Source organism: Providencia sp. M-27 (assembly GCF_011077905.1).
Lineage (GTDB): Bacteria > Pseudomonadota > Gammaproteobacteria > Enterobacterales > Enterobacteriaceae > Providencia > Providencia huaxiensis.
In genome coordinates this window covers 527,881-540,532 of record NZ_JAALBT010000002.1, presented here as the reverse complement: position 1 = coordinate 540,532, position 12,652 = coordinate 527,881, and the positions used below count along the sequence as shown (strand labels likewise).

At 38.3% G+C, this 12,652-nt stretch carries 12 protein-coding genes; 8 read left to right on the top strand and 4 right to left on the bottom strand.

The window, feature by feature from the left end:
* The first annotated feature begins 292 nt into the window (after positions 1 to 292).
* The 3 genes from ydfG to G6Q48_RS05885 all read left to right on the top strand — a co-directional run bounded on the left by ydfG (position 293) and on the right by G6Q48_RS05885 (position 1,772).
* Positions 293 to 1,042, top strand: a complete 750-nt coding sequence (gene ydfG, locus G6Q48_RS05895; RefSeq protein ID WP_166264987.1) for a bifunctional NADP-dependent 3-hydroxy acid dehydrogenase/3-hydroxypropionate dehydrogenase YdfG — start codon at positions 293 to 295, stop codon at positions 1,040 to 1,042.
* 82 nt (positions 1,043 to 1,124) lie between these two features.
* The gene (locus G6Q48_RS05890; protein ID WP_102138588.1) at positions 1,125 to 1,496 is read left to right on the top strand and encodes a DUF1283 family protein; all 372 of its coding nucleotides are present in this window, start codon (positions 1,125 to 1,127) and stop codon (positions 1,494 to 1,496) included.
* 42 nt (positions 1,497 to 1,538) lie between these two features.
* A complete protein-coding gene (locus G6Q48_RS05885) occupies positions 1,539 to 1,772 on the top strand; it encodes a DUF1161 domain-containing protein (protein ID WP_102138589.1) in 234 nt (77 codons plus the stop codon).
* Positions 1,773 to 1,856: 84 nt separating this feature from the next.
* Here G6Q48_RS05885 and bioD read toward each other — a convergent pair whose 3' ends face one another.
* From bioD to G6Q48_RS05870, 3 genes are all read right to left on the bottom strand, one after another.
* A complete protein-coding gene (gene bioD, locus G6Q48_RS05880; RefSeq protein ID WP_102138590.1) occupies positions 1,857 to 2,531 on the bottom strand; it encodes a dethiobiotin synthase in 675 nt (224 codons plus the stop codon).
* A gap of 142 nt (positions 2,532 to 2,673) precedes the next feature.
* Entirely contained in the window at positions 2,674 to 3,885 is a 1,212-nt protein-coding gene (locus G6Q48_RS05875; protein ID WP_166264984.1) for an ROK family protein, read from the bottom strand.
* Positions 3,886 to 3,976: 91 nt separating this feature from the next.
* Entirely contained in the window at positions 3,977 to 4,888 is a 912-nt protein-coding gene (locus G6Q48_RS05870) for a LysR family transcriptional regulator (RefSeq protein ID WP_102138592.1), read from the bottom strand.
* A 124-nt stretch (positions 4,889 to 5,012) separates the two neighbouring features.
* Between G6Q48_RS05870 and G6Q48_RS05865 the strand changes: the two genes are divergently transcribed.
* The 3 genes from G6Q48_RS05865 to tus all read left to right on the top strand — a co-directional run bounded on the left by G6Q48_RS05865 (position 5,013) and on the right by tus (position 8,001).
* Positions 5,013 to 6,284 carry an MFS transporter gene (locus tag G6Q48_RS05865; RefSeq protein ID WP_166264981.1) on the top strand — a complete coding sequence of 424 codons (1,272 nt, stop codon included), beginning with the start codon at positions 5,013 to 5,015 and terminating at the stop codon, positions 6,282 to 6,284.
* Positions 6,285 to 6,368: 84 nt separating this feature from the next.
* A complete protein-coding gene (locus tag G6Q48_RS05860) occupies positions 6,369 to 6,947 on the top strand; it encodes a lytic polysaccharide monooxygenase (RefSeq protein ID WP_166264978.1) in 579 nt (192 codons plus the stop codon).
* Positions 6,948 to 7,083: 136 nt separating this feature from the next.
* Positions 7,084 to 8,001, top strand: coding sequence for a DNA replication terminus site-binding protein (tus, locus tag G6Q48_RS05855; RefSeq protein WP_166264975.1), 918 nt, complete (start codon positions 7,084 to 7,086; stop codon positions 7,999 to 8,001).
* A 59-nt stretch (positions 8,002 to 8,060) separates the two neighbouring features.
* Here the strand turns inward: tus and fumC are convergent, their stop codons facing one another.
* Positions 8,061 to 9,458: a class II fumarate hydratase gene (gene fumC / locus G6Q48_RS05850; protein ID WP_166264972.1), complete on the bottom strand. Its 1,398-nt coding sequence runs from the start codon at positions 9,456 to 9,458 to the stop codon at positions 8,061 to 8,063.
* A gap of 179 nt (positions 9,459 to 9,637) precedes the next feature.
* On the opposite strand from fumC, the gene manA reads away from it, so the two are divergent.
* Entirely contained in the window at positions 9,638 to 10,813 is a 1,176-nt protein-coding gene (gene manA, locus G6Q48_RS05845; RefSeq protein ID WP_166264969.1) for a mannose-6-phosphate isomerase, read from the top strand.
* A gap of 106 nt (positions 10,814 to 10,919) precedes the next feature.
* On the top strand, positions 10,920 to 12,563 hold the full coding sequence (locus G6Q48_RS05840) for a YdgA family protein (RefSeq protein WP_166264966.1): 1,644 nt from the start codon (positions 10,920 to 10,922) through the stop codon (positions 12,561 to 12,563).
* Positions 12,564 to 12,652 lie beyond the last annotated feature (89 nt).

Below are 12,652 nucleotides of genomic sequence, written 5' to 3'. Positions count from 1 at the left end.
AAGTGTTAATACTGTCGTATAACACACTATCTGTAGCCCTTGATATTACAGGGCTAGGAGCAAACTTTGGACTTTTCGATGAAATGGGCACACAACCCCCAATAAAAGCACTGGTGAAATAACATGGGATATTGCCTTAGAACCGAATGAAGAAAAGCAAATTTCATTTAGTTATTCGTTGAGCTACCCAAAAGATAAACAGATATTAGGGTTGTAACAATTTTTGTAGTTCTTTTTCGATGGCGTTAGAATAAACCCACACTGACACGACAATTATAACTATGAGGTTTCCATGATTATTTTAGTAACAGGTGCTTCTTCTGGTTTTGGTGAATCAATTGCTCGCAGATTTATCAAACATAATTACACCGTTATTGGAACAGGACGTAGAACTGAGCGTTTAGATGCTCTCCATCAAGAGTTAGGTGATAAATTTTACCCTTTAACATTGGATATCCAAGATAGAACAGCCATCCAAGATGCGATTGCAAATTTACCTGCACACCTCAAACATATTGATATTTTAGTTAATAATGCCGGTTTGGCTTTAGGCTTAGAACCGGCGTTTGATGCCAATCCTGACGATTGGGATGTGATGATTAATACGAATACCAAAGGTTTAGTTAATATGACTTACGAGGTATTGCAAGGCATGGTTGCTAATAACCACGGTCATATTATTAATATTGGCTCAACTGCAGCGAGCTGGCCTTACAAAGGTGGTAATGTTTATGGTGCAACCAAAGCCTTTGTGAAACAATTTTCACTTGGCTTGCGTGCTGATTTACAAGGGAAAAAAATTCGAGTTACCGATATCGAGCCGGGCCTCGTTGGTGGTACAGAGTTCTCAAATATTCGCTTTAAAGGGGATGACGATAAAGCAGCTAGCACTTATCAAGGTGCAGATGCTCTGACCCCTGAAGATATTGCTGAAACAGTCTATTGGGTTGCTACTCTACCGGCTCACATGAATGTAAATACATTAGAATTGATGCCTGTTTGCCAAACTTTTGCTGGTTTAACCGTATATAAACAACTTTAATTTTTAGTACTATTCTATACAGACGTACTGATACACTTTTAGCTATACTGGGATTATCGGTCCTGTTTGGTAAGGAATTTACATGAATTCACATAAAATGTTGAAAACTGGCTTAACTGCAATATGTTTCTGTCTCCCTTTACTTTGGGCTACATCATCTTCCGCTGCACAATCAACGACATCATGTACTGCAGGCAGTACGTGTGTTTCAGTAGGTCAAGGTGATGACTCTCTTAATAAAGAGCAAGCGCGCCAAGAAAAGGAACAATGGGATGATACCCGTATGTTGCGCAAAAAGGTTAATACTCGTACCGAAAAAGAGTTTGATAAAGTAGATCAGGCTTTTGATGCAAAAGATAAATGCGAGAAAAGCCTCAATCTAAATGCTTACTGGGAACCGAGCACTAAACGTTGCCTTGACGTAAGTAATGGCCGTCCAATTAATAATCCATAACCTTATAGGTTGTTTTATGGAGCTGTTGATCAAGGAGAGAAGATGAAAAAGAAATTATTGTTACCCTTATTTGCACTGGTGCTAGCACCAGCTTTCGCGCAAGCTTCATGTGAAAGCGTAATTGAGGAAATCAAACAAAAGATTATCAATAATGGTGTTCCTGCAGATAACTTTAGTTTGGTTGCAGTGCCTAATGATGAAGTTGACGCGTCTAAAGGCCAAGTCGTCGGCCACTGCCAAAATGATTCTTATAAAATCATTTATACCCGTCATTAATTATAAGTTATAAGTAAAAAACAGGGCGCTACTCATGATGGCGCCCTATTTTTTGATTAATAACTTACTTAGTTCGTAACGTGCTTAGTTAGGAATGGTAATAAGTTCTTGTAGTTTATCTGTATTAAGGTAATGCCCTAACTCTCTTTCTTCTGGCCGCAATAAATACGGGATCTCCCCAATTAATGGTGCCTTAATATGATGTTGTAACCGTTCAATGATTTGTGCGTAGTGCGCCAATCCTGGATTGATGCGGTTTGCCATCCAACCAATTAATGGCAAGCCATCAGCTCGAATTGCATCCGCTGTTAGTAATGCGTGATTAACACAACCATGTTGAATGCCGACGACTAAGATCACACCAACAGGTTGACCTTTTAACCAGTCTGCATAAAAAGTATTGTCATCAAGTAGATAGCGCCATCCCCCATTACCCTCGATAACAACCATGTCACATTGATGATGTAAATGGTCTAGACCATGCTTTATTTTATTAAAATCAATGCTATTTTCATGGCTGTAATTGTCTGTAATACGCACAGGGTTAACTTCATCATAAGAAACAAGGTCTTTAGAAACACTGTGGATGAGTAATGCATCTTTATTTCTGATTCCTTCAGGGGTATCAATGCATTGATCTGCAATAGGCTTATAGCCCACTGCTTTAATTCCTTGGTTATTTAGTGCTTGCAAGATGGCAAGCGTCGATACTGTCTTCCCGACATCTGTATCTGTCCCGGTAACAAATAGATTGATCATGGTCTTTTTCTATCCTGAAGTGACAGACTTATACAGCAATAAGCTGCAAAAATGATATGGATTCAGTTTATTGGAATGGGTAAGTGAGAAGTTTGCGTTAGCTCAATTTTGTGTACGATAGTATAAATATTATCGAATTGTTTTAACCTTGTAATAGTTGTAGTAGCAGTGAACCATCATATAATTCTCTCTGTATTAATGATGTTTCACTCTCCTTTACTGTAAATAAAGATTTTTCTATCGATAAATTGGATGAATACAGAGGAACTGCGTATTTATTTATATGGTCATGTAAACATTTTAAAAACAGCTCAGAACCTTGATTCAAAGGTGAATTGACTAAAATTAACTCACTACCAAATAAATTCACCATCAGTGCTAATGGTTTAGCTAATTGCTGGGCAACTTGATTAATAAGGTAAACACAAAGTCTGTCGTTTAATGTTGCTCCAGCGCAAATTTTTTCAATTGAAATATCGTGTTGATGCAAAAAAGAATCAGGGTAGTTTATTAGGAAATTATTAGCTTGCCGCAATATTGCAGGAATGGACGTTTTTGTTTCTAAGCAATCGTTGCTACCGCAATAGCAAAAGTTATGTTGGTATGGCTCACATTGGGTATGGCCAAACAAAATAGGTCGACGGGTATTCGCATCTAAGGCTGTTCCATGGTTTAACACCATGACATTAACAACATCTTGTAGCTGTAAGTAAATGATGTTTTTTGCTTTTCTTTTCTCCTGATGAGAAAAGTGGTCCATTAACGCCAACGCATCCACTGGCGGATGTAAATAGGTGGGTAAACCCGTTTGCTTGGTAAGGTGTTCCGCAATGGCCAATTGATGGATTTTAAAAGAAGGATGCTGATAAATAACACCGGTATGGGGATCTAAAATACCATCAATAAGAATGCTAATGGCGGTGACTCTTTCTAATATGTTTTGATGACTAGCAAAAAATTGACTAATTAATTCAGAAAGTGAATCCATAAATTCGCTATTCCCTAGCGGTGTAAATGGATATTCTGTTTGCGCTAAGGTAACCGCATTAATTTCTTTCAGGGAAATGGTAAGTTTCTGCTCTTCAATACGGATCGCTAGAAATTGCCACCCTTCACTTTCAATCACTAGCCCTATCGCTGGGCGTCCACGTAAACCGAGTACAGGAAACTCTAATTCTTTGATTAAGTGGGCATCCATAAGCTCGCGTGTAATTTTAGTGATACTTGCAGGCGCAAGCTGCGCTTGTTTTGATAAGGCAATACGCGAAATTGGACCATGCTGATCAATGATACGATATACAATCCCCGTATTTAATTGTTTGATTTGGTCAATATGGCCTGTTTGATTCACCATGGTAATAATTCAATTCCTTTATAAAGCAATGAGTTATTATGCCTTAATCTGTGTATGAATGATTTCGTTTGCATTGAAAGTGTGAGCTTACTCACTTTTGTTGACCAACAATATTGGCCATCAAAAGATTTGTTAATTTTTTGGCGACAGCAGGTAATGCTCTACGCGTATTGTAGACTAACCAGACTTCAGATGAAGCATTAATATTTGTGAGTTTTAAGTATTTCACACCATCAATTTTCATACGTGTGAATGATTCTGTAATTACGGAAATTCCCATACCTGCGGCAACTAACCCCAAGATAGTCATTGCTTCCCCTGCTTCTTGAGAAATGGTCGGTACCACCCCTGCAGATGTTAACAATTGGTTTATTTCATCATATAACGCAGTACCGACATCACGTTCAAAGAAAATAAAAGGATAATCAGCAAGCTGTTGAATATCGACACCAACATCAATAAATTCTAACAATGGGTGCCCTTCATAGACAGCGACCATAAATGGCTCTTTAAATAATAGCTGGTAATCCAATTGCTCTGGTAACACCGTATTTCTCATAATGCCAAAATCAATTCGCCCCGTAATTAATGGTGCAATCTGTTGTTTCGTATTCATTTGGTGCATATGAATAGAAACCTCTGGGTATGTTTCCCGATATTGCCGTAAACTCATTGTGACCTTGTGCATAAACGGCGTAGTTGAAGTAAATCCAATGGACAACTCCCCAAGTTCGCCTTTTTCCATGCGAGCCGCTTTTGTCGCAGCTGCATCGACTTGCGCTAAAATTTGATACGCTTCTTTTAAAAACATCGTGCCTGCTGGCGTTAAGGCAACATTTCGATTATTCCTTTCTAACAGTTTTGCATTAATTTTCTCTTCAAGTATTTGTATTTGTTGGCTTAACGGGGGCTGTGAAATATGTAAACGTTCAGCAGCCTTGCCAAAATGGAGCTCTTCAGCGACAGCAATAAAGTACCGCAGGTGCCTAAGTTCTATACTCATCGTTTTCTCGATATCATTGATATGTTTAAAATATCATTGTTAATGATTAATATATTAGACAAAAAAATAGAAAGTTTCTATTCTTTGATCGAAATCAAACGTGTTGGTATGACAAGGAATATACATGGAACACTCACAGAATAGTCTTACATCTGAGCAACCTAACGAAGGAATAAGGGCACCCCAGCAAGGAAATACCACACAAAAAAAACATTACATACAAAGAGATGATGCGCTGTATTTACGTGTGACTTTATCTTTTTTTACGGTGGGTTTTGCCACATTTGCATTACTGTATTTTGTGCAGCCAATTTTGCCTATGCTGTCAGAGGATTTTAATATTTCCCCTGCCACTGCAAGCTTATCATTATCACTGAGTACTGGCTTGATGGCATTAGGTTTATTAATTACAGGGCCAATTTCAGATGCAATAGGTCGAAAAAATGTGATGGTGATTGCATTGACCTGTGCCGCATTATTTACGCTACTTAGTTCCGTCATGCAGAGTTGGCAAGGGATCTTAATTGCGAGAGCATTAGTTGGTTTGTCGCTAAGTGGTGTTGCCGCGGTTGCAATGACCTATTTAAGCGAAGAGATCCATCCAAGCTATGTTGCACTATCCATGGGCTTATATATTAGTGGTAATTCATTGGGTGGAATGAGCGGCCGTTTGGTGACGGGAGTGATCGCTGATTTTTATTCATGGCGTGTTGCCGTGGTAATTTTAGGTTCGTTAGCTTTGATCGCGGCTATTGGCTTTTGGCGCTTATTGCCCCCTTCTCAGCACTTCCGGGCGAGTTCTTTAAAACCTAAGAATCTGTGGGTTAATTTGCATCTACATTTTAGAGACAAAGGCTTACCTTTTCTATTTATTGAAGGCTTTGTTTTGATGGGGGGCTTTGTCACAATGTACAACTACATTGGATATCGCTTACTTGAAGCGCCTTACTCTTTTTCTCAGTCTACTGTCGGCTTGTTATCCGTTATTTATTTAACAGGGACTTACAGTGCGACTAAAACAGGAAGCCTAATTCACAAATATGGACTTGGACAAGTACTCATAGCGTCCATCAGTATGATGTTAGTTGGTATTTTAGTCACATTACATTCAAATGTTTGGTTAGTTTTACTTGGAATGACAATACTGACAACGGGTTTTTTTGCAGCACACTCTGTAGCTAGTAGCTGGGTGGGACGCAGAGCTAAACGAGCACGTGGCCAAGCGTCTTCCTTGTATTTATTTAGTTATTACGCAGGGTCAAGTATTGCAGGTACGGTTGGTGGCTTATTTTGGCAACACTTCGGTTGGAATGGAGTTGCTTTATTTATCGCTGGAATATTATTTATCGGCATTATCATTGCTTACCGTTTGAAATCAATTTGTTATAACCAATAGGTTAGGAACTAATAAAGGTTAAGCTACCGCTCCTCCTCGTGATTAGTAGATGATGAAAATGTCTATTAATTACGAGGAAACTCAATGAAACCATTCTCACTAAAACTATTTTTATTTGCATCATTGCTCTTTTGTTGTAGTTCTTTTGTTTGGTCCCATGGCTATGTCGAATCCCCTGAAAGTCGCTCATATTACTGCAAACAAGGTATAAATACTCACTGTGGGCCAGTGCAATATGAGCCGCAATCGATTGAAGGCCAAAAAGGCTTCCCCCAATACGGCCCAGCTGATGGAAAAATTGCTAGCGCTGGTATTGGTGCTTTTTCTCCCTTAGACATACAAACTACGAACCGATGGAAACGGGTTATTTTAAATTCACCTAATGTTAAGTTTAAATGGCGCATCACGGCAAAACATAAAACGACAAAATGGGAATATTTCATAACTAAGCCTGACTGGCAGCCAAATGCCCTATTATCGCGTAATCAATTTACACTAACCCCATTTTGTAAATTTGAACGTGTAGAAACTCCAGGGGAAATTGTGGAACACAACTGTGTATTACCGAAAAATCAAAATGGTTACCATGTAATCTTAGCCATTTGGACGATATATGATACACCAAATGCATTTTACCAAGTCATTGATACAGAAATAAATTAACGTAAAAGTAAAGTTATATACAAGAAAAGGACAAGTGTTAAAATACCCACTTGCCCTTTTAAGCTTCGTTTTATTATTGATAAGCTCGATAGTTAATGGTAATTATAGTTATCACCCATTTGAATGTTGTAACTAAATGACTATAAAACAAGATTTGATTGATACGTTCAATGAATTGGAGTCACGGATAAACCAATTTAGCCTCTTGCTGCTGGAACAATCAAAACAGGTTCCATTTACAGCCCATGTATTTCAGTTACCTTCAGTTATTAAAGGTGAGGAAAATAATGAAATAGAACAAATTTCAGTACATACACTAGCGGGTCATGATGCTGTGAGTGAAGCAATAAAGTTAATTAACTTATTATTTTTGCAGAATAAATCCGAAAAAATTAGCAATAAAGCCGCTATCCGCTTACCTGGCGTTATATGCATACAAACTCATTTACAGACATATCGTGACTTTAATTCGTTAATATTAAAGATTAATGAGTTAAAGATGCATATAAAGGCAATTGTCACACAAGTGAATGAACCTCATCGATTCGACTTTATCCGTGACAGTTTACACGGACTGCTGACATTAAATACCTATCGTACCCTCACCTCATTGGTTGATGTCGATACAGTTAATTTTGGCTGGGCGAATAAAAAAGTTATCAATAAAGTGACCAAAGATACAGTACTAGACCGTTTACAAGCAAGTATAGATAGTGGCCGCTGCCCTCTTCATTTACCTAAAGAACATTGGCTTTTACAACTGGAAAATGAAATTCGGCTAATTGATTCCCTACCTCATAATGCGGTTCTGAAAACTCAACGCCCTGTCAAAGTTCAGCCAATAGCTCGAGTGTGGGATAAAGAGCAACAGAAACAAACGCAGTTTGCCTGTGCAACACCTTTATTCGTTTTTGCGCTCGAAAAAACAGTAGCAGAAATTAAAATCGGTGAGCTCCCCGATTACCATGCAAATAACATTGCTATTCGTAATCGACCTAAAGCAAAACAGGTTGAATTATTAATTCCTCGATTAAATTTGTATATTGAACGCTAAAAAAACACCCATCTGTAAAACAGTATGGGTGTTATATAAAGCCAGTTTAATAAGCTAGCTTAAGATTTCATGCTGCCAACCATATCTTCTGGACGAACCCAATCATTGAACTGTTCTTCAGTTAAATAGTTTAGTTTCAGTGCAGATTCTTTCAGCGTCAGCCCTTCTTTGTGTGCTTTTTTAGCAATTTCTGCCGCTTTATCGTACCCGATGTGGGTATTTAAAGCAGTTACTAACATTAACGATTCATGAAGTAATTTATCAATGCGCTCACGATTTGGTTCAATTCCAATCGCACAGTGCTCATTAAAGCTACGCATACCATCAGCTAACAAGCGAACAGATTGTAAGAAATTATCAATTAACATTGGGCGGAATACATTCAGCTCAAAATTACCTGAAGCCCCACCAATGTTCACAGCAACATCATTCCCCATCACTTGAGCACATAACATTGTCAATGCTTCACACTGTGTCGGGTTAACTTTACCTGGCATGATTGAACTGCCTGGCTCATTTTCTGGGATAGATATTTCACCAATACCGCAGCGAGGGCCAGATGCTAACCACCTTACATCATTCGCAATTTTCATTAGAGAAGCGGCTAAACCTTTTAAAGCACCGTGTGCGTGCACAAGGCTATCACAGGTTGCTAATGCTTCAAATTTGTTCGGAGCTGTAATGAATGGCTGGCCAGTTAATTCTACAATTTTTTTCGCAACACGAACGGCATACTCTGGATGAGTATTTAAACCGGTCCCTACTGCTGTACCACCTAACGCTAATTCACACACATGTGGAACTGCGTTTTCAATGTGTTTTTCACTATGCGCTAACATTGCAGCCCAACCAGAAATTTCTTGGCCTAGCGTCAGCGGAGTTGCATCTTGTAAGTGAGTACGACCGATTTTTACGATATCTTTAAATTCTTTCGCTTTTGCATCTAACGTTTGATGCAAAATTTTCAGTTCAGGGAGAAGATGTTCGCGGATTGCGACGACCGCAGCAACGTGCATTGCCGTTGGGAAAACATCATTTGAACTTTGACTTTTATTCACATCATCATTAGGGTGAATAAGACGATCGTTACCACGTTGGCCACCGAGAATTTCGCTACCACGGTTAGCTAAAACCTCGTTCATGTTCATGTTACTTTGCGTACCAGAACCTGTTTGCCAAATAGCAAGAGGAAATTCCGTTGGATGTTTACCAGCTAAAACTTCGTCAGCGGCAGCAATGATTGCATCGCCGCGCTCTTTAGCTAATAATCCGAGATCCATATTGACACTAGCAGCGGCTTTTTTTGTGATAGCGAGTGCGTGAATCAACGCAACAGGCATTTTTTCTACAGATATACGGAAATGTTCTAAAGAACGCTGCGTTTGCGCGCCCCACAATTGGTCAGCAGGTACTTCAATTGGTCCCATTGAGTCTTTTTCAATGCGAGTGGCTGCCATTACTATCTCCTTAGGTACATACACAGAATAATTGATTTTAGAATCATCTGCTTGCAGGTAAGCAAATAACCGAGCAGTATAATGCCACAAATTGAATTTCATTTATGAGACTTGGTCGAGCTTATTGTATTGTAGTGAAAAGGAAATCAGTTGATTTTTATGAAAAAGAGAATTTTGCTATGCTGAAAATGATAAACAAAGTCCAAAACTATGACTGGGGCAGTAAAACGGCCCTGACTAAGTTATATGGGATTTCAAACCCCGATAACTTACCAATGGCTGAACTTTGGATGGGGGCTCATCCAAAAGCAAGCTCCGAAGTTCTCGATATGGAAAAAAATCAAAGTATTCCACTTAATGTCTTAATTGATAGCGATCCTGAAGCTTATTTAGGTCAACATGTTGCACAGACGTATCATCGTTTACCTTATTTATTTAAGGTGTTATGTGCTGCTCAACCGTTGTCTGTTCAGGTGCATCCAAACAAAACTTATGCTGAAGTTGGTTTCGCCAAAGAAAATTCAGCAGGGATCCCTTTAGATTCCCCAATACGTAATTATAAAGATGATAACCACAAACCTGAACTGATCTTCGCATTAACACCTTTTAAAGCGATGAATGCCTTTCGCCCACTAAATGAAATCGCTCAGCTTCTGGATTTTGTTTCTGCTGCCCATCCTGATATTCAGTTATTTGTTCAGGACCCCACTGAAGAAAAATTATCACGTTTATTTGCACAAATTCTTAACCTAACGGGTGAACAAAAAGATTTAGCACTTGGTGTATTAAAAGCAGCATTGAACAGCCGACAAGGTGAACCATGGAACTCAATAAAGCAAATGGTTAGTCTGTATCCTGAAGATAATGGGTTATTTACCCCTCTTCTTCTTAACATCGTTGAATTAGAACCTGGTGAAGCGATGTTTTTATATGCCAGAACGCCACATGCTTATCTAGAAGGTGTCGGGTTAGAGGTTATGGCAAATTCAGATAATGTACTGCGTGCAGGGTTAACAAATAAGCATATAGATATTCCAGAGTTGATTGCGAATATTGACTTTAAGCCTACGTTTGCAAAGGATTTATTGAACACCCCCGAAAAATCTGGAAATATCTGGAAATATAATATTCCAGTAGAAGATTTTGCATTTAATATATATTCTATAAGCCACTCGGAAGTTGTGCTATCTAATAATAGTGCCTCAATTTTGTTCTGTATTGAAGGCCAGTTAGTTCTGCATTCAAGTAATGATGAAATATGCGTTAATTCAGGTGAGTCTGTATTCTTACCTGCTTATGAGAAAAGCATAACCATTAATGGCAGTGGTAAACTAGCCCGAGTATTTAACAAATAGTGTCATATTCTGTATTTAACCGTCTTTATTGCATGAAGATGGTTACTTAAAACTTTTATAAATTTATAAGTACGGCAATAACGTACTGAAAGGATGGATGTTTATAATGAAAAAGTCATTAGTCGCGGTTGGTGTTATTGTTGCTCTAGGTGCAGTGTGGACCGGTGCTTCATGGTATACAGGTTCTAAAGTAAAAGATGAACTTGATAGAGTAATCCTCAAAACCAACGATTTTTTTGCTGTAAATGTGCCTGAGTCGGGTTTGAACTTTAAAGTAGAAAATTATGAAAAAGGCGTATTTTCATCTAAAGCAGATATTGTAATCACCTCTGCAGACTCAGTCTCACCAGACGACTCCATTGTATTCAAAACGAATATTGATCATGGCCCATTCCCATTATCACAAGTTGCTAAGTTTAATTTATTACCTAAATTAGCAGCAACACAAATTGAATTAGCTAATAACGCAACCACAAAAGAATTGTTTGAAGCAACACAAGGTAAACCTTTTGTTCATGGTTCCGCTGTTATTGGCTATAGCAAAAGTATTGATACCAGCTTAGAACTGATCCCTATCGAATATAAGAAAGATGATGTTTCATTATCATTCAGTGGTTCGAAGTTCGATGTATCAACAACCTCTGACCTTGCTGCTGTAGATGCAACTTTAGTGACGGATAATTTAGTTATTGGTAAAAAAGATAACTCTGAATCCATGACTTTAAAAGGTTTAAAATTAGTCTCTAATGTAGAAAAGTCACAATATGGCTTCTACACTGGAACCCAGTCATTTGTTATTGCGGATACAGATTTCAACATCCCTGAAACCAAATTCTCTTTTAAAGATTTCAAAATTTCAAGTGATACCTCTATTACTGGCGAAGATGTAAAAGGAAATATTTCTTATAGCATCGCTGATTTAAAAGCATTAGAGCAAAACTTAGGTTCTGGCGAATTGACTGTTGCTATTGAAAAATTAGATGCTAAAGCATTAGGTAAATTCGTTGAACAATATAATGAAGCTTTAGCGCAAGGTTTAGCTAGTGGAGATCCTACTGAAGCTACAGAGCGTTTAGCTATGGAGATGATGTCTACAACATTACCAGAGCTAATGAAAAGCAAGCCTGTATTTACGGTTAGCCCTTTCTACTGGAAAAATGAAGCTGGCCAAAGCTCAGTTGACCTAAACATCACATTCAATAAATGGAACCAAGACGAAATGACTGCGTTAGCAATGTCTAACAAAGTTGATGAAGCTATCAAGCAACTCATTACGTCTTTCGATTTCAATTTAAAACTGAATAAACCAATGATGATCGAATCAATGACTCAAGCAATGATTATTGATCAAGGTGTACCAGTTGATGCAGAAGCTAAAAAAGAAATGAAAGGCATGATCACTTCTGAGTTTGAAGGTGTTCAGCAAATGCTGACTTCAGATATGTTCTCTTCTCCATTTGAAGAAATGTTTATGACTGATGAAGAACGTGCTGAAAAAGCTAAGCAGAAAAAATCACCGTGGATGATTGATAGCGAAAATGACTTAACTATGACTATCAAATTTGCAGGTAATGACCTGACATTCAATAATGACAAATATACCTTAGCTGAGTTCCTCACTAAGATGAAAGTGATGTCTAACCCAGAAGATGCATTAGAATATGAAGCTGTACCTGCTCCAGACGCAGAGCCAGCACCAGAAATGGAAGTTGAGCCTGAGTTAGCTCCACAAGAAGCACCAGCTAACTAATTTGACTCAATACCATCTAGTGACGAAAGCCAGTTAATATTAGCTGGCTTTTTTATTACATCACGAAATAAACGTGATATATATCACAA